Origin of the sequence: Streptomyces sp. NBC_01591 (assembly GCF_035918155.1) — a bacterium.
Lineage (GTDB): Bacteria > Actinomycetota > Actinomycetes > Streptomycetales > Streptomycetaceae > Streptomyces.
On record NZ_CP109327.1, the window covers coordinates 5,878,361 to 5,901,005 of the forward strand.

The following is a 22,645-nucleotide window of genomic DNA, read 5'->3' on the forward strand; positions in this document are numbered from 1 at the left end:
TCCTAGAAGTCGTCGTCGAAGGCGACCGAGCCCTCCACCGCCACCTGGTACGCGGACGGCCGGCGCTCGAAGAAGTTCGTCAGCTCCTGCACGCCCTGGAGCTCCATGAACGAGAACGGGTTCTCGGAGCCGTAGACCGCCGGGAAGCCCAGCCGGGTGAGCCGCTGGTCGGCGACGCACTCCAGGTACTGCCGCATCGACTCGGTGTTCATGCCGGGCAGCCCGTCACCGCACAGATCACGGCCGAACTGCAGCTCCGCGGCCACGGCCTCCTTCAGCATGTCGGTGACCTGCTGCTGGAGCTCGTCGTCGAAGAGATCCGGCTCCTCCTTGCGGACGGTGTCCACGACCTCGAACGCGAAGTTCATGTGCATCGTCTCGTCACGGAACACCCAGTTGGTGCCCGTGGCGAGACCGTGCAGCAGACCCCGCGAGCGGAACCAGTAGACGTACGCGAACGCGCCGTAGAAGAACAGCCCCTCGATGCACGCCGCGAAGCAGATCAGGTTCAGCAGGAAACGGCGGCGGTCGGCCTTCGTCTCCAGGCGCTCGATCTTCTCGACCGAGTCCATCCACTTGAAGCAGAACTGCGCCTTCTCGCGGATCGAGGGAATCTCCTCGACCGCGTCGAACGCCGCCGCGCGGTCCTCCGGGTCGGGCAGGTACGTGTCCAGCAGCGTCAGATAGAACTGGACGTGCACGGCCTCCTCGAAGAGCTGCCGCGACAGATACAGCCGCGCCTCGGGGGAGTTGATGTGCTTGTACAGCGTCAGCACGAGGTTGTTGGAGACGATCGAGTCACCCGTCGCGAAGAACGCGACCAGCCGGCCGATCATGTGCTGCTCACCGGGGGACAGCTTGGCGAGGTCGGCGACGTCGGAGTGCAGGTCGACCTCCTCCACCGTCCAGGTGTTCTTGATCGCGTCGCGATAGCGCTCGTAGAAGTCCGGGTAGCGCATCGGCCGCAGGGTCAGCTCGAAGCCCGGGTCCAGCAGGTTCTTGTCGGAGTTGGTGGAGCTCATTACTGGCAGGCCTCGCAGGACTCGGGGTTTTCGAGGGAGCAGGCGATCGCGTCCGCGTCGGGCGCCGAAGCCTGCTGTACGGGAATGGGGGCGGTGGCCGCGGCCTGGCCGGAGGCGGCACGGGCGATCCGGGTCGCCGGGCGCGAGCGCAGGTAGTACGTCGTCTTCAGCCCCTGCTTCCAGGCGTACGCGTACATCGAGGAGAGCTTGCCGATCGTCGGCGTCTCCAGGAACAGGTTCAGCGACTGGCTCTGGTCCAGGAACGGCGTACGGGCCGCCGCCATGTCGATCAGACCGCGCTGCGGGATCTCCCACGCCGTGCGGTACAGCGCCCGCACCTCCTCCGGGATCCAGGCGAAGCCCTGCACCGAGCCGCTGGCCTCGCGCAGCGCCTCACGGGTGCGCGCGTCCCACACCCCGAGCTGCTTCAGCTCGTCCACCAGGTACGCGTTGACCTGGAGGAACTCACCGCTGAGCGTCTCGCGCTTGAAGAGGTTGGAGACCTGCGGCTCGATGCACTCGTAGACCCCCGCGATCGAGGCGATCGTCGCCGTCGGCGCGATGGCGAGCAGCAGCGAGTTGCGCATCCCGGTCCTCGCGACGCGGGCACGCAGCGCGTCCCACCGCTCCGGCCAGTTCAGCTCGGTGTCGTAGTGGTCGGGGTGCAGCACACCGCGCGCCGCACGCGTCTGCGACCAGGCGGGCAGCGGTCCGGACCGCTCGGCGAGGTCGCAGGACGACTCGTACGCGGCGAGCATGATCCGCTCGGAGATCTTCGTGGAGAGCGCGCGGGCCTCGGGGGAGTCGAACGGCAGCCGCAGCTGGAAGAAGACGTCCTGGAGACCCATGGCGCCCAGGCCCACCGGGCGCCACTTCGCGTTGGAGCGGCCGGCCTGCTCGGTCGGGTAGAAGTTGATGTCGACGACCCGGTCGAGGAAGGTCACGGCGGTACGGACGGTGGCGTCCAGCCGCTCCCAGTCGATGTCGCCGTCGACGACGAACGCGCCGAGGTTGACCGAGCCCAGGTTGCAGACCGCCGTCTCGCCGTCGTCGGTGACTTCGAGGATCTCGGTGCACAGGTTCGACGAGTGGACGACGGTGCCCGGCTCGGCGGTCTGGTTCGCGGTCCGGTTGGAGGCGTCCTTGAACGTCATCCAGCCCTGGCCGGTCTGTGCGAGGGTGCGCATCATCCGGCCGTACAGTTCGCGGGCCGGGATCGACTTGCGGGCCAGCCCCTGGGCCTCGGCGGCCCGGTACGCGGCGTCGAACTCGTCGCCCCACAGGTCGACGAGCCCGGGTACGTCGGCGGGCGAGAACAGCGACCAGTGGCCGTCCGCGTCGACCCGGCGCATGAACTCGTCCGGGATCCAGTGCGCCAGGTTGAGGTTGTGCGTACGCCGCTGGTCCTCACCCGTGTTGTCGCGCAGCTCCAGGAACTCCTCGATGTCCGCGTGCCAGGTCTCCAGGTAGACGGCGGCGGCGCCCTTGCGGCGGCCCCCCTGGTTGACCGCGGCGACGGAGGCGTCGAGCGTCTTCAGGAACGGCACGATGCCGTTGGAGTGCCCGTTGGTGCCACGGATCAGCGAACCGCGGGAGCGGATGCGGGAGTACGACAGACCGATGCCGCCCGCGTGCTTCGAGAGCCGGGCCACCTGGTGGTAGCGGTCGTAGATCGAGTCGAGCTCGTCCAGCGGGGAGTCCAGCAGATAGCAGGAGGACATCTGCGGGTGCCGGGTACCGGAGTTGAAGAGCGTGGGGGAGGAGGGGAGGTAGTCGAGCCGGCTCATCAGCCCGTACAGCGACGCCACTTCGTCCACGGCGCGCTGCGACTCGTCCTCGGCCAGCCCGGCCGCGACCCGCAGCATGAAGTGCTGGGGCGTCTCGATGACCTGGCGGGTGTGCGGGTGGCGCAGCAGATAGCGGCTGTGCAGGGTCCGCAGCCCGAAGTAACCGAAGCGGTCGTCCGCGCCGTCGGCGAGCGAGCGCTCCACCAGCGCGTCGAGGGCGGCCGCGTGACGGGCGACGAACTCGGCGGTCCGGTCCGCGATCAGACCCTCGCGGTGCCCGACGGCGACCGAGGCGGAGAAGGAGACCGCGCCCTGGCCGGCCGCCTCGTCCGCGATGGTGAGGGTCAGGAGCCGGGCGGCGAGCCGGGAGTAGGCGGGGTCCTCGGAGATCAGCCCCGCGGCGGCCTCGGTGGCCAGCGACCGCAGCTCGGCCTCGTCCGCCCGGGCGCTGCGGCCACGCAGCGCGGCAGCGGCGACCCGGCCGGGGTCGGTGTCGGGCAGATCGGCGGTCAGGTCGGTCAGGGTCCGCAGCAGTGCGGTGCCCGGTCCGTCCTGTGCGGCCGCCTCGGACTCGGCTGCTGCGGACGCGGCGACTGAAGCCGGATCGGCTGGCGCGATGGTCACGTGGTGCTCTCCCTCGCTCGGCTCGGGGCCGGCGGGGAACGGGGCAGCCCTACGGAAGCACACCCGGGGCAGGGCAGCACTCCGCACGGCGTCCACCGGCCCAACCGCGAGGCCCGGACGTCTGGGCATCCGGTTCGGTCGAGCCGGATGCGCTGCCGGCAGGTCATCGGACTGACTCGGGGGTGCACAAAAGCGCACTGAATACACCGTTGCGGGACAGTTCCGGATTCGCACCGGATTCCCCTGCGGCGACAGCGAGGACGAGCATACATGTGGGGGCTGCCCGATGAGGCAGCCCCCACATGTTGTGTCGCACCGGTCGGGCCGGGCCCACAGAATGAGCCGTACGGCCCTTTCCCGGGCCGGTGGGCCCGATCACGCCGACGGCCCGCCGCGCCCCTTCGGAGAGGGGTATGACGGGCCGTGAGCGGGTCTCAGTGACCGCCAGGCGCCCCCGCCGTGGCCGGCGGGAGCTCCGTCTTCACACCCGGGTCGCCCGCGTCGGCCGTGTAGTCGGCCGGGGAGGTCTCGTCGATCCCGGCGGGCGCCTTCACGGCGTTCAGGACGAAGGTGAGCACCACCGTCACCACCACGTTCAGCACGAACGCGGTGAGGCCGATGTAGCCGATCTCGCCGATGCCGGGGATCTCCTTGGAGGAGCCGCCGAAGTGCTTCTGCGTCGGCGAGGCGACCCCGTACGCGGCCACCGTCCCGTACACCATGCCGACCGCCCAGCCCGCGAGCAGCGCCCAGCGGTGGAACCAGCGGGTGAACAGGCCGCCGACCAGGGCCGGCATCGTCTGGAGGATCCAGATGCCGCCGAGCAGCTGGAAGTTGATCGCGACCGTCTTGTCCATCGTCAGGACGAAGGCGAGCGCGCCGACCTTGACCAGCAGCGACACCAGCTTGGAGACCTTGGTCTCCTGCTCCGGGGTCGCGTCCGGCTTCAGGAAGTCCTTGTAGATGTTGCGGGTGAAGAGGTTCGCCGCGGCGATCGACATGATCGCGGCGGGCACCAGCGCGCCGATGCCGATGGCGGCGAACGCGACGCCCGCGAACCAGTCCGGGAACATGTTCTCGAACAGCTGCGGGATGGCCAGCTGCCCGTTGTCCACCTTGATCCCGGCGGCGATGGCCATGAAGCCGAGCAGCGCCAGCAGACCCAGCATCAGCGAGTACAGCGGCAGGATCGTGGTGTTGCGCCGGATCACGTTGCGGCTGCGGCTGGAGAGCGTTGCCGTGATCGAGTGCGGATACATGAACAGCGCCAGCGCCGAGCCCAACGCCAGGGTGGCGTAACCCCATTGGCCCGCCTCGCCCGGCGCGAGCGCGCCGCGCGGTTTGCCGGTGGCCGGGTTGGTCTGCGAGAACGCCTCGCCCGCCTTGGCGAAGATGTCGTCGAAGCCGCCGAGCTTGATCGGGATGTAGATGATCGCCACCGCGATGACCAGGTAGATCAGTCCGTCCTTGACGAACGCGATCAGCGCGGGCGCCCGCAGCCCGGACGAGTAGGTGTACGCGGCGAGTACCGCGAACGCGATCAGCAGCGGCAGGTCCTTGATGAACCAGTGGGTGTTCTCGCCGCCGCCGACGCCCATCACGTCCAGCACCGCCTGGATGCCGACGAGCTGGAGCGCGATGTACGGCATCGTGGCGAGGATGCCCGTGATGGCGACCGCCAGCGAGAGGCTCTTGGAGCCGAAGCGCCCGCGGACGAAGTCCGAGGTGGTGACGTACCCGTGCTTGTGCGAGACCGACCACAGCCGCGGCAGGAAGGTGAAGATCAGCGGGTACACGAGGATCGTGTACGGCACGGCGAAGAAGCCCGCCGCGCCCGCCGCGTAGATCGCCGCGGGAACGGCGACGAAGGTGTACGCGGTGTACAGGTCGCCGCCGAGCAGGAACCAGGTGACCCAGGTGCCGAACGACCGTCCGCCCAGGCCCCATTCGTCGAGGCTGGCCTCGTTCTCGGCCTTGCGCCAGCGCGCCGCCAGGAAGCCCATGACCGTGACGGCCACGAAGAAGAAGATGAAGACGCCGAGCGCGACGCCGTTCACGCCGTCCTTCATGCCGACTCACCTCCCTTGCGGGCGCGCTGGTCACGCTGCCACAGCTTGTACGCGATGACCGTGAGCGCGGTGGAGATCAGCACCCAGAGCATCTGGTACCAGTAGAAGAACGGAATGCCGATGAAGGTGGGGTCCACCTTCGCGTACGAACTCACCCAGAGCATCGCCACGAACGGCGCGATGAGACAGAGGGCGATGACCACCCGGACCGGTGTGACGGTCGGTGGCTTTTCTTCTGGGGCTGCTGGCATGCGGCGACTCCGTCCCCTCGCTGATCACCTTGTAATGCGCAGGAAATCTAGGGGAGGCTTCCGGTCACCGTCACCCCCTGTCCGCATTGCGGTCCGGCAACGGTCCGCTGAGCAGGTACGTACGTTCGTAATCGCGCCAGACGTACGACAGTTGGTCCGTACCAAGGTATGTGAAAGGCCCCCGCGGGGTGGTGTGTTCCACGGGGGCCTTCTGCGATCGCGTGCTCAGTCCGTGGGCCGCTTCAGGCGCGCCACGAACTTGTACCGGTCGCCGCGGTAGACCGAGCGCACCCATTCCACCGGTTCGCCCTGTCCGTCGAGCGAGTGCCGGGAGAGCATCAGCATCGGCAGGCCCACATCCGTACCGAGCAGGCCGGCTTCGCGCGGGGTGGCCAGCGAGGTCTCGATGGTCTCCTCGGCCTCGGCCAGCCGTACGTCGTACACCTCCGCCAGCGCGGTGTAGAGGGAGGCGTACTTCACCAGTGAACGGCGGAGCGCGGGGAAGCGTTTGGCCGAAAGGTGGGTGGTCTCGATCGCCATCGGCTCGCCACTGGCCAGCCGCAGCCGCTCGATCCGCAGCACCCGGCCGCCGGTGGTGATGTCGAGCAGCCCCGCGAGCGTGTCGTCGGCCGTCACGTAGCCGATGTCCAGCAGCTGGGAGGTCGGTTCGAGGCCCTGGGCGCGCATGTCCTCGGTGTACGAGGTGAGTTGCAGGGCCTGCGAGACCTTCGGCTTGGCCACGAAGGTGCCCTTGCCCTGGATGCGCTCCAGCCGGCCCTCGACGACCAGCTCCTGGAGTGCCTGGCGCACGGTGGTGCGTGAGGTGTCGAACTCGGCGGCCAGGGTCCGCTCCGGCGGCACGGGGGTGCCCGGCGGCATGGTGTCCGTCATGTCGAGCAGATGTCGCTTCAGTCGGTAGTACTTCGGGACGCGCGCCGTCCGCGTGGCCGTGCCCGTCTCGTTCTCCGTACTGCCCCCGTCGGCACCCATGGTCCGCCTTCCCGACGCTTGCGTTGCTGCCGTCACCGGCTCCTCCGTCTGTCGCGGCTCACATGGTGGCACGGTCCGGTCACGGCTGGTCGCCCTCCCTTAGGTGTCGGTCCTATAACGGACGCGAGTGCACTTCTTATACACCCTTGACACCCCTAAAGGTCTAGGCCAAGCTCCCCGTGCTGGTCTAAACCATTAAAGACCAGGTCCAGCCCCAGCAGTACTCGTCGAATGTCTTCGCGGTGGGCGGGGTTGCAGTATCCCTGAGGAGGGTTTGGCGTGAAGCGCAAGCTCATCGCGGCGATCGGCGTCGCGGGCATGATGATCGGCCTCGCGGCGTGTGGGTCCGACGACGGCGGCGACAGCGGCAAGAAGGCCGGTCCGGACGCGTACAAGGGCCAGACCCTGACGGTGTGGACGATGTCCGGCTCGAACCCGGACGGGTGGACCAAGAAGGTCACCGAGGAGTTCGAGAAGAAGACCAAGGCCAAGCTGAAGATCGAAGTCCAGGACTGGAACGGCATCCAGCAGAAGGTCACCACCGCTCTCTCCGAATCCAACCCGCCGGACGTCCTGGAGATCGGCAACACCCAGACCCCGGCGTACGCCAAGACCGGCGGTCTCGCCGACCTCGGTGACCTGAAGAAGGAGATCGGCTCCGCCTGGGCCGACAGCGTCAACCAGCCCTCCATCTACGACGGCAAGCAGTACGCCCTGCCGTGGTACGTGGGCAACCGCGTCGTCATGTACAACAAGAAGGTCTTCAAGGACGCCGGCATCACCGAGACGCCGAAGACCCGCGCCGACCTCTTCAAGGCCTTCGAGGCCATCGAGAAGAAGGGCGACGCCGAGCCGATCTACCTGCCCGGCCAGAACTGGTACTTCTTCGACGGCCTGCTCGTCGGCAAGGGCGTCTCGCCGGTGAAGAAGGAAGGCGACAAGTACGTCTCCAACCTGGCCGACCCGAAGGTCGCCGAGGCCATGGACGTCTACAAGCAGTACCAGGCCTTCTCCAAGGCCCCCAAGGACAAGGACGAGGCCACCCCGCAGCAGGCCGAGGTCTTCGCCAAGGGCAAGACCGGCGCCATCATCGCGATGGGCTACGAGGCCGGCACGGCCATCAAGGCCAACCCGGAGATCAAGGACGACATCGGCTTCTTCACCATCCCCGGTGAGACGGCCGACAAGCCCGAGGGCGTCTTCCTCGGCGGCTCGAACCTCGCCGTGGCCGCGGGCAGCAAGAACCAGGACCTGGCCAAGGAGTTCCTGAAGGTCGCGCTCTCCGAACAGAACGACGGCGAGCTCATCAAGGAGGCCGGCTGGTCCCCGAAGGGCGACGCCATGCAGAAGTACACCGTCGGCCAGCCCGCCGCCGAGGCGGCCGGTCCCGCCCTCGCCAAGTCCGGTGGCACCACGCCGCTGATCCCGGAGTGGGCGCCGGTCGAGAACCCCCCGAACCCGATCAAGACCTACATGACGCTGGTCCTGCAGGGTAAGTCGCCCGCCGAAGCCGCCAAGCAGGTCGAGGACGAGCTCAACAAGCGCCTCAGCCAGCAGCAGTAGTCGCAGTAGCGCGTCCCGCGCCGGGGCGACGGGTCCCGACCCGCCGCCCCGGCTGTACGCACCGTTCCGTGTAGGGCTTTGTTGGAAGAGATGGCGAGCATGGCAGTGCAGACCGATCCCTCGGATGTGGCCAAGACGGCCGCAGTCCGCGGGCAGGACGGGAAACCACCCGTCGGGCAGCACGGGGGCAGCAAGCGGAAGCTGGGCATCGGCGCAGCGCCGTACCTGTTGATGATTCCCGCACTCGCGGTGACGGCGGTCCTCCTCGGGTACCCCCTGGTGAAGAACGTCCTGCTGTCGTTCCAGAACCTCAATATGGGACAGCTGATCCAGCATGTCACCGAGTGGAACGGCTTCAAGAACTACCAGGAGATCCTCACCGGTGAGGACTTCTGGAGAGTCACGCTCCGAACGATCGTCTTCACCGGCGTCAACGTCGTCCTGACCATGGTCCTCGGCACCCTGATCGGACTGCTGCTCGCCCGCCTCGGCAAGAGGATGCGGTTCACCCTGATGGTCGGCCTGGTGCTCGCCTGGGCGATGCCGGTCGTGGCCGCGTCCACCGTGTTCCAGTGGCTGTTCGCCTCGCGCTTCGGCGTGGTCAACTACGTGCTGGACCAGCTCGGCTGGCACTCGATGGCCGAGTACAACTGGACCGGATCGCAGTTCTCCACCTTCTTCGTGGTCACCCTGCTGATCGTCTGGCAGTCCATCCCGTTCGTGGCGATCAACCTCTACGCGGCGACCACGACGATCGCCAAGGAGCTGTACGAAGCCGCTTCGCTCGACGGCGCCGGCGTATGGAAGAGCTTCACCTCGGTGACGTTCCCGTTCCTGCGGCCCTTCCTCTACGCCACGACCTTCCTCGAAGTCATCTGGATCTTCAAGGCCTTCCCGCAGATCTTCACCATCAGTGAGGGCGGCCCCAACCGCCTCACCGAGACCCTGCCGGTCTACGCCTTCGTCGAGGGCGTCGGCAACCAGCACTACGGCATGGGCGCGGCGATCTCGCTGCTGACCATTCTGATCATGCTGGGGCTGACCTCCTACTACCTCCGCATCGTTCTCAAGCAAGAGGAGGACGAGCTGTGAAGCGCTCACTGTTCGGCCGCATCTGGCCCAACGCGACGGCGATCGTCCTCTTCGCCGCCCTGGTCTTCCCCGTCTACTGGATGTTCAGTACGGCGTTCAAGCCGACCGGCGACATCATCACCGAGGCGCCGGTCTGGTTCCCGACCGACGTCACGTTCGAGCACTTCAAGACGGCGTACCACGCACCGAACTTCCTGACCCTGGTCAGGAATTCGCTCACCGTCACCCTGGTCGCCGTGGCCTTCTCGCTGATCATCGCGCTCTTCGCTTCGTTCGCGCTGGCCCGGATGCGGTTCAAGGGCCGCAAGGGCATGATCCTGGTCTTCATGATCGCGCAGATGGCGCCGTGGGAAGTCATGGTCATCGCGATCTACATGCTGGTCCGCGACGCGGACATGCTCAACAGCCTGGTCCCGCTGACGCTCTTCTACATGGTGATGGTGCTCCCCTTCACGATCCTCACGCTGCGCGGCTACGTTGCCGCGGTGCCCAAGGAACTGGAGGAGTCCGCCATGGTCGACGGCTGCACCCGCCCGCAGGCGTTCGTCAAGGTGATCCTGCCGCTGCTCGCCCCGGGCCTGATGGCCACCTCGCTCTTCGGCTTCATCACCGCCTGGAACGAATTCCCGCTGGTCCTGATCCTCAACAAGGACCCCGAGGCCAAGACGCTGCCGCTCTGGCTCTCCCAGTTCCAGAGCCAGTTCGGCGACGACTGGGGCGCCACCATGGCGGCGGCCTCGATCTTCGCCATCCCGATCCTCATCCTGTTCGTCTTCCTGCAGCGCAAGGCCGTCAGCGGCCTCACCGACGGTGCCGTGAAGGGATAACGCCGCCCATGACCACCCTGATATCCGCCACGGACACCGTCACCCGCGACGCGCTCGCCGTCCTGCAGCCCGGATTCACCGGCACCACCGCCCCGGACTGGGTGCTGCGCCGGGTCGACGAAGGCCTCGCCTCCGTCGCCCTGTTCGGCCGCAACATCCGGACCCCCGAGCAGGTGGCCGCGCTCACCGCCCGGCTCAGGGCCGAGCGCGACGACATCCTCGTCGCGATCGACGAGGAGGGCGGTGACGTCACCCGCCTGGAGGTGCGCACCGGCTCCTCGTTCCCCGGCAACCTCGCCCTCGGCCACGTCGACGACCTCGCCCTGACCCGTGCGGTCGCCCAGGAGCTCGGCCGCCGGCTCGCCGAGTGCGGCGTCAACCTCAACTGGGCGCCGTCCGCGGACGTCAACTCCAACCCGGGCAACCCGGTCATCGGCGTACGGTCCTTCGGCGCCGACACGCAGCTCGTGGCCCGGCACACCGCCGCGTACGTCGAGGGCCTCCAGGCCGCCGGGGTCGCCGCCTGCACCAAGCACTTCCCGGGGCACGGCGACACCGCGATCGACTCGCACCACGCGATGCCGCGCATCGAGGTCGACCTGGAGACCCTGCACGCCCGTGAGCTGGTGCCCTTCCGGGCGGCCATCGCGGCGGGCTCCAAGTGCGTGATGAGCGCGCACATCCTGCTCCCGGCGCTGGACCCGGACCGCCCCGCGACGGTGAGCCCCCGGATCCTCACCGGTCTGCTGCGCGAAGAGCTGGGCTACGACGGCCTGATCGTCACCGACGCCGTGGAGATGCAGGCCATCGCCGCGACGTACGGCATCGAGCGCGGCTCCGTCCTCGCGATCGCCGCGGGGGCCGACGCGCTCTGCGTCGGTGGCGGCCTGGAGGACGACGGCACGGTGCTCCGGCTGCGCGACGCGCTGGTCCGGGCGGTGCGCAGCGGTGAACTCGCCGAGGAGCGGCTCGCGGACGCGGCCGCACGGGTACGTGCCCTCGCGTCGTGGACGAAGGGGGCCAAGGGGGCCGGTTCGGGGCCGGGCGGGGCAACGCAGGAGGGGATCGCGCCCGGCACCGGAATCGGCTCCGACATCGGCCTGGTCGCCGCCCGCCGGGCGGTGCGGGCGACCGGCTCCGCCGCTCCGCTGACCGAGCCCGCGTACGTCGCCGCGTTCACCTCCGCGGCGAACATCGCCGTCGGCGACGAGACCCCGTGGGGCGTCGCCGCGGAGCTGGCCCGGCTGCTGCCGGACACCCGGACCGACACGTACAGCAGCGAGACCGAGGCGCCCGTCGCCGCGGTGCTGCGGGCGGCGGGGGAGCGGCGCATCGTCGTCGTCGTCCGCGACGTCCACCGCCACGCCTGGACGGTCGAGGCGCTCGACGCCCTGGTGGCACAGCGCCCCGACACGGTCGTGGTCGAGATGGGCGTCCCGCAGGCGGCCCCCAGGGGCGCCCTGCACATCGCCACCCACGGCGCGGCCCGCGTCTGCGGCCTCGCGGCGGCGGAGCTCATCGTCAGGGGCACGGACGGCCCGACGGCCTGAGCGTCGGGCGTGATGCGGGGCCGGGGGGCATCACGCCCGACCGGGCCCGCGACGGCATACGAGAGGGCCGGGGGCACCCACCGCGGGTGCCCCCGGCCCTCTCGACGTGTCCGGGACCGTTACAGCCCCTGCCACGGCGGCTTCGCCGCGTACGTGGCGCGGAAGTAGTCCGCCAGCTTCAGCTTCGACGCGGCGGCCTCGTCCACCACCACCGTCGCGTGCGGGTGCAGTTGCAGCGCCGACGCGGGCACGATCGAGGCGACCGGCCCCTCCACCGTCTGCGCCACGGCGTCCGCCTTGCCCTCGCCGGTGGCCAGCAGGATCGGGTGGCGGGAATCCAGGATGGTGCCGATGCCCTGGGTGATCACGTGGTGCGGTACCTGCGCGATGTCGTTGTCGAAGAAGCGCGCGTTGTCGACCCGGGTCTGCTCGGTGAGCGTCTTGATCCGGGTACGGGAGGCGAGCGAGGAGCACGGCTCGTTGAAGCCGATGTGCCCGTCGGTGCCGATGCCGAGGAGCTGCAGGTCCACGCCACCGGCCTCGGCGAGCGCCTTGTCGTACGCCTGGCAGGCCGCCTGGACGTCCTCGGCGGAGCCGTCGGGGCCCATGAAGGACGCCTCGGACAGGCCGAGCGGTTCGACGACCTCGCGCAGCACCACCGAGCGGTAGGACTCGGGGTGACCCGCCGGCAGTCCCACGTACTCGTCGAGCTGGCAGATGCGGGCGCGCGAGGCGTCGACGGCACCGGAGCGGACCTTGGCCGCCAGTGCCTGGTAGACGGGCAGCGGGGTCGAGCCGGTGGCAACGCCGAGAAGGGCGTCGGGCTTGCGGCTCAGCAGGGCGCCGATGGCCTCCGCGATGAGTTCGCCGCCTGCCTTGGCGTCCGGGACGATGACAACTTCCACGCGGGGCCTGCCGATCTGAAGAGTGGAGTCAGGTGGTATAGACCAATCGGGTTCCAATCTAGCAGACCCCGGCAACGCGGGCACGGCGGACGTACGCGTCCCGCCGCAGCCCGCTGGCGGCTGTCCGGCCCCCCGTGGTCGACTGGTCCGGACGGTGTTGCCGACGCACCGGGACCCCTCTGGGAGGCACTCGACATGTCCGCCACTTCTCCGGCCGAGGAGAGCGAGCAGCCGGGCCGGATCATGTCCCGCGAGATGGCCGAGCAGCCCGCGATGCTCCGGCGCATCCTCGCCGAGGGCGCCCCCAGGATCCGTGAGGTGGCCGCCGCGATCGCGGCGAGGAAGCCGCGCTTCGTCCTGCTCACCGCCCGGGGCACCTCGGACAACGCCGCGCTGTACGCCAAGTACCTGCTGGAGATCCGGCTCGGCCTGCCCTGCGGTCTCGCCTCGATGTCGACCACCACCGCGTACGGCGCGAAGCCGGACCTCAGGGACGTCCTCGTCATCACCGTCAGCCAGTCCGGCGGCTCGCCCGACCTGGTGGAGGCCACCAGGTCGGCGCGCGAGGCCGGTGCGATCACCCTGGCCGTCACCAACAACCGGGACTCGCCGCTGGCCGCCGTCTCCGAGCACCACATCGACATCCTGGCCGGCCCGGAGAAGGCCCTTCCGGCCACCAAGACGTACACCGCGTCGCTGCTGTCCCTCTACCTCTTCGTGGAGGGGCTGGCCGGCGGCGACGGCTCGGCCGCCGCGGTCCTGCCGGAGCGGGCCGAGGAGATCCTGGCCCGCAGGGACGAGGTCAAGGCCCTGGCGTCGCGCTACCGCTTCGCCGAGCGCATGGTCATCACCTCGCGCGGTTACGGCTACCCCACCGCCAAGGAAGCTGCCCTGAAGCTGATGGAGACCAGTTACATCCCGGCTCTCTCGTACTCGGGCGCCGACCTGCTGCACGGCCCGCTCGCCATGGTCGACAACATCTCCCCGGTGATCGCCGTGGTCACCGACGGCCGGGGCGGCGCGGCGCTCCAGCCGGTCCTGGACCGGCTGCGCGGCCGCGGCGCGGACCTCTTCGTGGTCGGCCCCGAGGCGCAGGTCGCGGCGGCGTCCGCGGGCTTCGTGCTGCCGACGGCCGGGGTCGCCGAGGAGCTCCAGCCGGTCCTGGAGATCCTGCCCCTGCAGATGCTGGCGTACGAGGTGACGATCGCCCGCGGTCAGGATCCGGACGCGCCCCGCGCCCTGGCCAAGGTCACCGAGACCCGCTGAACGCCGGGAACGGCCCGGAAACACCCGCGGGCCACGGCGCCGGGACGGGACCCTCGGCCCGTCCGGCACCGCAGCCCGGAGTAAGACCGGCCATCACGGACGGTCTGTTCGGCCGGCGGTGTGCGGTGCCCCCGGCCGGGGAGAGGTACCGGCGCGGTCAGGGCAGAGAGCGCGGGTACCTCGATCCGCCCTCCTGTGCGGGGAGAGCGGAAGTTCTGGCTATAGCATTGTGGACTAGACCATTCGCCCGTGTCCATCCATAGGAGAGCCGTAATTTTCCGGCCTCCATCCCTACACGCACGGCCCGGTCGTTCGGTTCGGAACCATTGTCCATCCGCGGGTACGCTCGCACACGTGCCCTCCATGAACGACCTCGTCCGCCAGCACACAGCCCTCAGTGACACCGACCTGGAGTGGCTGCATCTGCTGGTCTCGGAGTGGCAGCTGCTCTCCGACCTGTCCTTCGCCGACCTCGTGCTCTGGGTCCCTACCCGCGACGGCACCCGCTATGTGTCCGTGGCCCAGATGCGCCCCAACACCGGCCCCACCTCCTACCAGGACGACATGGTCGGGCACCTGGTGCCGCGCGGCCGCCGTCCGCTGCTGGACGCGGCGCTGGACGAGGGCCGGATCGTGCGCGAGGGCGACCCGGAGTGGCGCGAGGAGGTGCCGGTACGGGTCGAGTCGATCCCCGTACGCAGGGAGGGCCGGGTCCTCGGGGTCATCGCCCGCAACACCAACCTCCTCACCGTCCGGACCCCGTCCAGGCTGGAGCTCACCTACCTCCAGTCGGCCTCCGACCTGGCCCAGATGATTGCCGCGGGGTCCTTCCCCTTCCCCGGCCAGCAGGTCGACATGGACGCATCGCCGCGCGTCGGCGACGGGCTGATCAGGCTCGACGCCGACGGAGTCGTCCAGTACGCCAGCCCCAACGGCCTCTCCGCGTATCACCGGCTCGGCCTCGCCTCCGATCTGGTCGGCCAGCACCTGGGCGGGATCACCGCCGAACTCGCCCCCTCCCGGGGTCCGGTGGACGAGGCCCTGGTCAAACTGGCCAGCGGCTACGCGCCCCGGGAGTTCGAAGTCGAGTGCGCGGGCGGGGTGATCCAGCTCCGGGCGATCCCGCTCAAGCCCAAGGGCGTCCGCATCGGCTCCCTGGTCCTGCTCCGGGACGTCACCGAACTCCGTCGCCGCGAACGCGAGTTGATCACCAAGGACGCCACCATCCGGGAGATCCACCACCGGGTGAAGAACAACCTTCAGACCGTTGCGGCCCTGTTGCGGCTCCAGGCCCGGCGGATGGACTCGGTACGGGGCCGCGAGGCGCTCAACGAGGCGGTACGGCGCGTCGGTTCGATCGCCATCGTTCATGAGACGCTGTCCCAGAATCTGGACGAGCGGGTGGAGTTCGACGAGATCGCCGACCGCGTCATCGCGATGGTCGCCGAGATCTCGCCGGGCAAGGTCACCTGCCGTCGGACGGGACGCTTCGGCATCCTCGACGCCGAAGTGGCCACGCCGCTTGCGATGGTGCTCACGGAGGTCCTGCAGAACGCCCTGGAACACGCCTTCACGCTCGCCGAGTCCGGCACGGTGGAGGTGTCCGCGGTGCGCGGCGGTTCCTCCGTCGAGACGCGGCTGCTGATCACGGTCCAGGACGACGGGTGCGGTCTGCCCGAGGGGTTCGACCCGCAGCGCGCCGGCAATCTGGGGCTGCAGATCGTCAGGACGCTGGTGGAAGGCGAGTTGGGCGGAACCTTCGGCATGGTCCCGGCCCCCGAGCGCGGCACCCAGGTCGTGCTCGACATCCCGGTCCGGTCCGAGAAGTAGCCCCGCCGGCCCGCCTGCTCTTCGGGTGCTCTTCGGGGCGACGGACGGGCGGGACACGAACACAGCAGTGAGCCCGGACCGTTGTCACGGTCCGGGCTCACTGTTCATGCATACGCTTCGGGGGTACTGCGCGCTGCGACTCGGGGGGCGGGGTTGTGCGTACGCTCTGTACGCGCCGCCTGGCTGAGGCTCGTAGCGGTGGCGTCGGTCAGGCGCTGGCGTTACGCGCCCGGTTGCGAGCGGCACGGCGCTTCATCGCGCGGCGCTCATCCTCGCTGAGGCCACCCCAGACGCCGGAGTCCTGGCCGGACTCGAGCGCCCACTGCAGGCACTGCTCCATGACGGGGCAGCGACGGCAGACGGCCTTGGCTTCCTCGATCTGCAGCAGCGCAGGACCGGTGTTGCCGATGGGGAAGAACAGCTCGGGGTCTTCCTCACGACAAACGGCGTTGTGACGCCAGTCCATGGCTGCTACCTCTCCTTGGTATTACATACTGGTGCTTGTGAATGTGAACGCTTTCACGAATCCCCCCGCAGATGATGGGCCGACGCCCAGATGAACTGGTTGTGGTCCTGTGAAGTGAGGAGGGGTTCTGGCTCTCAGTGGAGGCCGGTGTTGCGGGCCGTCCCGATCGCCATGTAGAGATTCGCAAACCTCAGCGGCGGATACAACCCCTTCTGGAAACTTTTTTTTGATTCCTCGGTGTCGACTAGGTCACAGCCGTACTTCTATGGGGTGGATCCCAGCCCAAACGTTCGAGTTAAAGGACTTTGGTCCCTTCCACTCACACAATCACACGCAGTGCACGGCGTACGCCTGTGAACGTCACACTTGTGCGTACTCCCAGGTGGTCGCCGTCCATCTGGAAGGGCAGTGGCACCTTTGAATGCAAGGTGAAGTCCGTGAGGTCGTGAAGTGAAACAGCGTGCTTGCCGGACGGGCCCTTCTCCGGGCTCGAAGTGAGCAGCTGGGTGCCGTACCGGGCGACCGCCGGGGTGGAGAGCCGCTTCAGGCCGAGCACGTCCAGGCCGGTGTCGAAGGTGGCCTTCGGGGACGCGTACAACGGACGATTGCCCAGGTAGGACCAGGGGGCGGTGTTGGAGATTATGGACAGTGCCAGGTCGGTGACCGGGTCATGTCCGGGAGTCTCCAGGGTCATCACGCCCTGTCTGCGGTGCGGCTCGTCGAGGAACTGCCGGACCACCTGGCGTACGTACAGCGCATGCGTCGAACGCTTGCCGCGTTCGCGCTGCTGTTCGACCCGGCCGACCACGCCCGCGTCGAATCCCAGTCCGGCGCAGAAGGTGAACCAGCGCTCCGGGACCGACTCGTCCTCGGTGCCGGGGGTGCCGGCCGCCAGTCCGAGGCCGACCGTGCGTTCGGTCCGGTTGGCGAGGGCGTCCAGGATCGCTCCGGTCGCCTCCACCGCGTCGTTGGGCAGGCCCAGGGCGCGCGCGAACACATTGGTGGAGCCGCCGGGAACCACCGCGAGGCTCGGCAGGTTGTCCAGGTCGGGGCCGTTGTGCAGGAGCCCGTTGACGACCTCGTTGACCGTGCCGTCGCCGCCCAGGGCGACCACGAGATCGATGTCGTCGGCGTCCGCGGCCCGCCGCCCCAGGTCCCGCGCGTGACCGCGGTACTCCGTGGTCACGGCCTCCAGCTTCATCTCGCTGGCCAGCGCATGGATGAGCACATCACGGGTCCGCGCACTGGTGGTGGTAGCAGCTGGATTGACCACGAGGAGTGCGCGCATGACCGCCAGACTACCTACCGCGCGGTATCACTCTGAAGTCCCGCCCCATGACCTTCACGCTCGGTGACGATCCAGGTGCTGCGGGCGGGTCCGGTCGTCCGTTCCCGTACCGATTCCGACCCCGTTCCGACCCCGGCTTCGCTTTCGTGGCGCCGGGATGCCAACCTGCAAGGGTGAGTACTCAGCAGAACACGCCCTCCTCGTCGCCCTCGCCGAGGCTCGAACCGGCGAAGCCGAGCAGGATCACTCTCGTTGCCGCACTCACCGCCCTGGAAGGGGCGGCGCTCGCCATCGGCGGGATCTACATGCTGGTCATGGGCCTGCTCGGACGCCCCGAGAGCCCGCAGCAGGCGGAGATGGGCGGGCTGACGCTGATCGCGCTCGCCCTGATCCCGTTGTTCGCCGCCCGCGGTCTGCTGCGGCGTCGCAGCTGGAGCCGCGGTCCCGCGCTCATCACGCAGATCATCGCGCTCCCGGTGGCCTGGACGCTGCTGAGGTCGCAAGGAGTGCTGATCCCGGCCGGGATCGTGCTCGCCGCGGTGACCCTGACGGCGTTCTACCAGCTGGTCAGGCCGACGACGGTCGAGGCTCTCGGCATCCGCCGGCCGGGCACCACGCCGGAGGGCTGAGCCGGCCGGTCCGATGCCGGGCGGGGCGGCGGGCATCGGACCGGCCGACGGCGCGGGCAGGCCCGCGCCGCGAGCGGCCCCGCCCGCTACTCCTCGACGAGCAGACGCTCGCGCAGCTGCGCCAGCGTGCGGGCCAGCAGCCGCGAGACGTGCATCTGTGAGATGCCGACCTCCTGTGCGATCTGCGACTGGGTCATGTTGCCGAAGAAGCGCAGCAGCAGAATCCGCTTCTCGCGCGGCGGCAGATCCTCCAGCAGCGGCTTCAGCGACTCCCGGTACTCGACGCCCTCCAGCGCCTCGTCCTCGGAGCCCAGCGTGTCCGCGACCGCGGGGGACTCGTCGTCCGTGTCCGGCACGTCCAGCGAGAGCGTGCTGTACGCATTGGCCGATTCCAGGCCCTCCAGGACCTCTTCCTCGGAGATGCCCAGCCGCTCCGCCAGCTCGTGGACCGTCGGCGAGCGGCCGTGCTGCTGGGAGAGCTCGGCGGTCGCCGTGGTCAGCGAGAGCCGCAGCTCCTGGAGCCGACGCGGCACCCGGACCGCCCAGCCCTTGTCACGGAAGTGGCGCTTGATCTCGCCGACGACCGTCGGGGTCGCGTACGTCGAGAACTCGACGCCGCGGTCCGGGTCGAACCGGTCCACCGATTTGATCAGGCCGATCGTGGCGACCTGGGTCAGGTCGTCCAGCGGCTCGCCGCGGTTGCGGAACCGGCGGGCGAGATGCTCCACGAGCGGCAGATGCATCCGCACCAGCTGATTGCGCAGCTCCGCCTTCTCGGCCGACCCGTCGGGAAGTGCGCGCAGTTCGATGAACAGCGCCCGCGCCCCGCTGCGGTCGTGTGGATCGTGGTGCCCGTGCTCGCTCATCTGGCCTGCCCGCTCCGCCTGCGACTGCTCCACCGCGACCGTACGGCCCGCCGCCCCGTCCGCCGGATGGGGCAGGGCCTGCTGTTCCGGGATGCCTGCTGCGCGCACCACCCCTGGTCGCATCGTTTCGTCCCGCACAGGACCGTCCCCGTTCCCGTTGCTCACGCCGGCCCGGGTCCCGCGCCGCGCTGTTTGTAGAGGCTGATGCTGACCGTACGGTCGTCGGCCACCGAGGAGTCGACCTTGCCGGCCAGTGCGGAGAGCACCGTCCAGGCGAAGGTGTCGCGCTCCGGTGCCCGGCCGTCCGTCGTCGGGGCGGCCACCGTCACCTCGAGAGAATCCTCGACGAGCCGGAAGACGCAGCTGAGGACGGAGCCCGGCACGGCCTGCTGAAGCAGGATCGCGCAGGCCTCGTCGACCGCGATGCGAAGATCCTCGATCTCGTCGAGAGTGAAGTCCAAGCGCGCTGCGAGACCGGCCGTGGCCGTACGCAGCACCGACAGGTAGGCACCCGCAGCGGGCAGCCGGACCTCTACGAAGTCCTGATTCCCGGGCTCGCCTGCGATCTGGGACACCCTCACCTCCAAGGTGGCACAAACTCTTTCGAGGATCCGGGAAGGGTGCCCCGGAGCCATGTGGTACGTCTTCGGTTCTGGTCCGCGACGCTATCGCGACCCATGATGCCGTGTCGCCAGAGCCCCAGCCCATGGCTGTCACTCATGGTAAGCCCACGAGTACGCACGGTGGGTAGAGGCCTGCGGCGGTCAATTACGAACAACCGGCGCCGGTTTGACGTACCCAGGCGTCAGACGATCGAACCGTCCTCGAAGCACCAGCGCCAGCTCTCGCCAGGTTCGAAGCTCCGCATCACCGGATGACCGGTCTCCTTGAAGTGCGCCGTGGCGTGCTGCAGGGGTGACGAATCGCAGCAGCCGACGTGGCCGCAGACCAGGCAGAGCCGCAGCTGCACGGGGTGGGTGCCCGCCGCGAGGCAGCCGGGGCACGTCCCGCTGAGCGGGGCCGGTTCGGGGCGCGGCAGTCCGGACACGTGGGGGCAGTCACTCATGATTGTCAGGTTACGACGGATGCGTGGACCGTGAAATGCGGATGCGAGGACGCTGGAATGGACGCATTGCCGCTGGTGGGACTGGTCGCGGCCAGTGCGGCGGTCGCGGGGGCGGCCCGCCGCACCCCCGTACCGGCCCCGCTGCTGCTCGTCGCCGTGGGCCTGATCGCCTCCTATCTGCCCGGGGTGCCCACGTACACCCTGGACGCGCACGTCGTGCTGCCGCTGCTGCTGCCGCCGTTGCTCTACACGGCGGCCGTCGACAGCTCGTACCTCGATCTGCGGGCCAATCTCCGGCCGGTCGCGCTGCTCTCGGTCGGTTACGTCCTGTTCGCGACCGTCGCGGTCGGCTGGCTGGCGTACCGCCTCGTGCCCGACCTGCCGCTCACCGCCGCGCTGGTGCTCGGCGCGGTCGTCGCTCCGCCGGACGCGGTCACGGCCGCCGCGATCGCGCGCCGGGTCGGACTGCCCGGCCGGGTCACGACGGTCCTGCAGGGCGAGTCCCTGGTGAACGACGCCACGGCGATCACCGCCTACAAGGTGGCGATCGCCGCCGCCGTGGGGGAGGGCATGAGCTGGGGCGCGGGGATCGGCGAGTTCTTCCTCGCCGCGGTCGGCGGTGTCGTGGTCGGCCTGGCGCTGATGGTGCCGCTGCACTGGCTCCGTACCCACCTCAGGGAAGCGCTGCTGCAGAACACGCTGTCGCTGCTGATCCCCTTCGTGGCGTACGCGGCGGCCGAACGCGTACACGCCTCCGGGGTGCTCGCCGTGGTCGTGGTGGCGCTCTATCTGGGGCACCGGTCCTGGCAGGTGGACTTCGCGACCCGGCTCCAGGAGGAGGCCGTCTGGAAGATGGTCGCGTTCATCCTGGAGTCCGCGGTCTTCGCGCTGATCGGGCTCCAGCTGCCCTTCGTGCTGAAGGGGCTCGGTTCGTACGCCGTGGGCGACGCGGTCCAGTACGCGGTGGTCGTCTTCCTCGCCGTCGTCGTGGTCCGCTTCATCTGGGTCTATCCGGCGACGTATCTGCCCCGGTGGCTGTCGAAACGGGTCAGGGAACGTGAGCCCGACACCGACTGGACGGCGCCGTTGATCGTCGGCTGGGCCGGGATGCGCGGTGTCGTCTCGCTCGCCATCGCCTTCTCCATCCCGTTCGCCATGTCCGACGGGAGCCCTTTCCCGGCTCGCAACCTGGTGCTGTTCCTGACGTTCACCACGGTCATCGGCACCCTGGTCGTCCAGGGGCTCAGCCTGCCGCTGCTGGTGCGCGTCCTGAAGCTCCCGGGGCGCGACGCGAAGGCGGAGACGCTGGCCGAGGCGCAGGCCCAGAGCGAGGCCTCCGCGGCCGCCGAGGCGCGGCTGGACGAGCTGCTCGCCGATCGCCGCAACCAGCTGCCGGGCCCCCTCGCCGACCGGCTGCGCACCGTTCTGGAACGCCGCCGCAACGCCGTGTGGGAGCGGCTGGGCGCGGCCAATCCGCTGACCGGGGAGTCGGCGGACGACACCTACCGGCGCCTGGCCAGGGAAATGATCGACGCCGAGCGCGCGGTCTTCGTGACGCTGCGGGACGAGCGGCGGATCGACGACGAGATGCTGCGGACCCTGCTCAGACGGCTCGACCTGGAGGAGGCGGCGGCCTACCGGGAGGAGTCGGACGCCTCCTGAGGGCTGCCCGTGACGACCGCCGCGACCGTGGTTCCCGGAAGGAACGCACCCTCCTCGGCCAGTTCGGTGAGCGCGTACAGCAGCTTGGCGACGTAGAGCCGCTCGACGGGCAGGCCGTGCCGCTGCTCGAAGTCGTCGGCGAAGGCGTGCAGGGCCGGGGGAGTACGGGCGTAGCCGCCGAAGTGGAAGCGTTCGTCCAGGGACCAGGACCCGGCCGGGCCGCCGAAAGCCTCCTCCTGCAGTTCCCGCACCGCGTCCCCGAGGAAACCGCCGCGCAGTACCGGGACGCCGAGAGCCCGCTGCCCCGGCGCGAGGCCGGCGGCGAGACCGGCGAGGGTGCCCCCGGTGCCGCAGGCCACCGCGACCACATCGGCCCGGCCGTGCAGCTCGCGCCCCAGCTCTGTACAGCCCTGTGCGGCCAGGACGTTGCTGCCACCCTCCGGGATGACACAGCACTCCCCGAAGGCGCTCAGCAGCCCCGCCAGGACCTCTGGATCGCCCTTCGCGCGGTAGGTCGCGCGGTCCATGAAGTGCAGCGTCATCCCGTCGGCGGCGCACCGGGCGAGCGAGGGGTTCAGCGGGCGGCCGGCCAGTTCGTCACCGCGTACCACCCCGATGGTGGGGAAACCGAGCAGCCGCCCGGCCGCGGCGGTGGCCCTCAGATGGTTGGAGTACGCGCCGCCGAAGGTCAGCACGGTGCGCCCGGCGGCGGCCCGCAGGTTGAGGGAGAGCTTGCGCCATTTGTTGCCGGGCAGATCGGGGTGGATCAGATCGTCGCGCTTGAGCAGCAGCCGTACGCCGTGGCGCGCGAAGCGCCCGTCCTCGACCGGCTGCAGGGGCGACGGGAGCACCGGCTGCAGCCGGGAGAGGTCGAGCGCTTCGGAGGGCATGC

At 69.4% G+C, this 22,645-nt stretch carries 20 protein-coding genes and 1 riboswitch; of the genes, 8 read left to right on the forward strand and 12 right to left on the reverse strand.

Annotated elements, in window-relative coordinates; all coding sequences use genetic code 11:
- Window positions 1–2: 2 nt before the first annotated feature.
- The 5 genes from OG978_RS27300 to OG978_RS27320 all read right to left on the reverse strand — a co-directional run bounded on the left by OG978_RS27300 (window position 3) and on the right by OG978_RS27320 (window position 6,743).
- A complete protein-coding gene (locus OG978_RS27300; RefSeq protein WP_326767744.1) occupies window positions 3–1,022 on the reverse strand; it encodes a ribonucleotide-diphosphate reductase subunit beta in 1,020 nt (339 codons plus the stop codon).
- A complete protein-coding gene (locus OG978_RS27305; protein ID WP_326767745.1) occupies window positions 1,022–3,433 on the reverse strand; it encodes a ribonucleoside-diphosphate reductase subunit alpha in 2,412 nt (803 codons plus the stop codon). Before OG978_RS27305 ends, OG978_RS27300 begins: the two co-directional genes overlap by 1 nt.
- Before the next feature lie 140 nt (window positions 3,434–3,573).
- Window positions 3,574–3,701: riboswitch (cobalamin riboswitch) on the reverse strand.
- Window positions 3,702–3,867: 166 nt separating this feature from the next.
- On the reverse strand, window positions 3,868–5,502 hold the full coding sequence (gene mctP, locus OG978_RS27310) for a monocarboxylate uptake permease MctP (RefSeq protein ID WP_326767746.1): 1,635 nt from the start codon (window positions 5,500–5,502) through the stop codon (window positions 3,868–3,870).
- A complete protein-coding gene (locus tag OG978_RS27315) occupies window positions 5,499–5,753 on the reverse strand; it encodes a DUF3311 domain-containing protein (RefSeq protein WP_326767747.1) in 255 nt (84 codons plus the stop codon). The genes mctP and OG978_RS27315 overlap by 4 nt, the downstream gene beginning before the upstream one ends.
- Window positions 5,754–5,978: 225 nt before the next feature.
- On the reverse strand, window positions 5,979–6,743 hold the full coding sequence (locus OG978_RS27320) for a GntR family transcriptional regulator (RefSeq protein ID WP_326767748.1): 765 nt from the start codon (window positions 6,741–6,743) through the stop codon (window positions 5,979–5,981).
- 279 nt (window positions 6,744–7,022) lie between these two features.
- Between OG978_RS27320 and OG978_RS27325 the strand changes: the two genes are divergently transcribed.
- The 4 genes from OG978_RS27325 to OG978_RS27340 all read left to right on the forward strand — a co-directional run bounded on the left by OG978_RS27325 (window position 7,023) and on the right by OG978_RS27340 (window position 11,775).
- Window positions 7,023–8,306 (forward strand): extracellular solute-binding protein, encoded by a 1,284-nt coding sequence (locus OG978_RS27325; protein ID WP_326767749.1) that lies wholly within the window; start codon window positions 7,023–7,025, stop codon window positions 8,304–8,306.
- Window positions 8,307–8,405: 99 nt separating this feature from the next.
- Window positions 8,406–9,398, forward strand: a complete 993-nt coding sequence (locus OG978_RS27330) for a carbohydrate ABC transporter permease (RefSeq protein ID WP_326767750.1) — start codon at window positions 8,406–8,408, stop codon at window positions 9,396–9,398.
- Entirely contained in the window at window positions 9,395–10,225 is an 831-nt protein-coding gene (locus tag OG978_RS27335) for a carbohydrate ABC transporter permease (protein WP_326767751.1), read from the forward strand. Before OG978_RS27330 ends, OG978_RS27335 begins: the two co-directional genes overlap by 4 nt.
- Before the next feature lie 8 nt (window positions 10,226–10,233).
- Window positions 10,234–11,775, forward strand: coding sequence for a glycoside hydrolase family 3 protein (locus OG978_RS27340; protein WP_326767752.1), 1,542 nt, complete (start codon window positions 10,234–10,236; stop codon window positions 11,773–11,775).
- A 119-nt stretch (window positions 11,776–11,894) separates the two neighbouring features.
- Here OG978_RS27340 and nagB read toward each other — a convergent pair whose 3' ends face one another.
- A complete protein-coding gene (nagB, locus tag OG978_RS27345) occupies window positions 11,895–12,680 on the reverse strand; it encodes a glucosamine-6-phosphate deaminase (protein ID WP_326767753.1) in 786 nt (261 codons plus the stop codon).
- 195 nt (window positions 12,681–12,875) lie between these two features.
- On the opposite strand from nagB, the gene OG978_RS27350 reads away from it, so the two are divergent.
- The gene (locus OG978_RS27350; protein WP_326767754.1) at window positions 12,876–13,946 is read left to right on the forward strand and encodes an SIS domain-containing protein; all 1,071 of its coding nucleotides are present in this window, start codon (window positions 12,876–12,878) and stop codon (window positions 13,944–13,946) included.
- Between the two features lie 363 nt (window positions 13,947–14,309).
- On the forward strand, window positions 14,310–15,776 hold the full coding sequence (locus tag OG978_RS27355) for a histidine kinase N-terminal domain-containing protein (RefSeq protein WP_326770180.1): 1,467 nt from the start codon (window positions 14,310–14,312) through the stop codon (window positions 15,774–15,776).
- 208 nt (window positions 15,777–15,984) lie between these two features.
- On the opposite strand, the gene OG978_RS27360 is transcribed toward OG978_RS27355, so the two are convergent.
- Window positions 15,985–16,242 (reverse strand): WhiB family transcriptional regulator, encoded by a 258-nt coding sequence (locus OG978_RS27360; protein ID WP_003953983.1) that lies wholly within the window; start codon window positions 16,240–16,242, stop codon window positions 15,985–15,987.
- A 319-nt stretch (window positions 16,243–16,561) separates the two neighbouring features.
- Window positions 16,562–17,530 carry a diacylglycerol/lipid kinase family protein gene (locus OG978_RS27365; RefSeq protein ID WP_326767755.1) on the reverse strand — a complete coding sequence of 323 codons (969 nt, stop codon included), beginning with the start codon at window positions 17,528–17,530 and terminating at the stop codon, window positions 16,562–16,564.
- 173 nt (window positions 17,531–17,703) lie between these two features.
- Here OG978_RS27365 and OG978_RS27370 point away from each other — a divergent pair, with 173 nt between their 5' ends.
- Window positions 17,704–18,159: a hypothetical protein gene (locus OG978_RS27370; protein WP_326767756.1), complete on the forward strand. Its 456-nt coding sequence runs from the start codon at window positions 17,704–17,706 to the stop codon at window positions 18,157–18,159.
- Between the two features lie 86 nt (window positions 18,160–18,245).
- On the opposite strand, the gene OG978_RS27375 is transcribed toward OG978_RS27370, so the two are convergent.
- The 3 genes from OG978_RS27375 to OG978_RS27385 all read right to left on the reverse strand — a co-directional run bounded on the left by OG978_RS27375 (window position 18,246) and on the right by OG978_RS27385 (window position 20,091).
- Complete coding sequence (locus OG978_RS27375; protein WP_442817752.1) at window positions 18,246–19,190, reverse strand: RNA polymerase sigma factor SigF; 945 nt, start codon at window positions 19,188–19,190, stop codon at window positions 18,246–18,248.
- On the reverse strand, window positions 19,187–19,600 hold the full coding sequence (locus tag OG978_RS27380) for an anti-sigma regulatory factor (RefSeq protein ID WP_072483809.1): 414 nt from the start codon (window positions 19,598–19,600) through the stop codon (window positions 19,187–19,189). The genes OG978_RS27375 and OG978_RS27380 overlap by 4 nt, the downstream gene beginning before the upstream one ends.
- A gap of 230 nt (window positions 19,601–19,830) precedes the next feature.
- The gene (locus tag OG978_RS27385) at window positions 19,831–20,091 is read right to left on the reverse strand and encodes a UBP-type zinc finger domain-containing protein (protein ID WP_326767758.1); all 261 of its coding nucleotides are present in this window, start codon (window positions 20,089–20,091) and stop codon (window positions 19,831–19,833) included.
- Window positions 20,092–20,148: 57 nt separating this feature from the next.
- Between OG978_RS27385 and OG978_RS27390 the strand changes: the two genes are divergently transcribed.
- Window positions 20,149–21,753, forward strand: a complete 1,605-nt coding sequence (locus OG978_RS27390) for a Na+/H+ antiporter (RefSeq protein WP_326767759.1) — start codon at window positions 20,149–20,151, stop codon at window positions 21,751–21,753.
- On the opposite strand, the gene OG978_RS27395 is transcribed toward OG978_RS27390, so the two are convergent.
- Window positions 21,726–22,643 carry a 1-aminocyclopropane-1-carboxylate deaminase/D-cysteine desulfhydrase gene (locus OG978_RS27395; protein ID WP_326767760.1) on the reverse strand — a complete coding sequence of 306 codons (918 nt, stop codon included), beginning with the start codon at window positions 22,641–22,643 and terminating at the stop codon, window positions 21,726–21,728. The two genes, OG978_RS27390 and OG978_RS27395, sit on opposite strands and share 28 nt — an antisense overlap.
- Window positions 22,644–22,645: the final 2 nt, after the last annotated feature.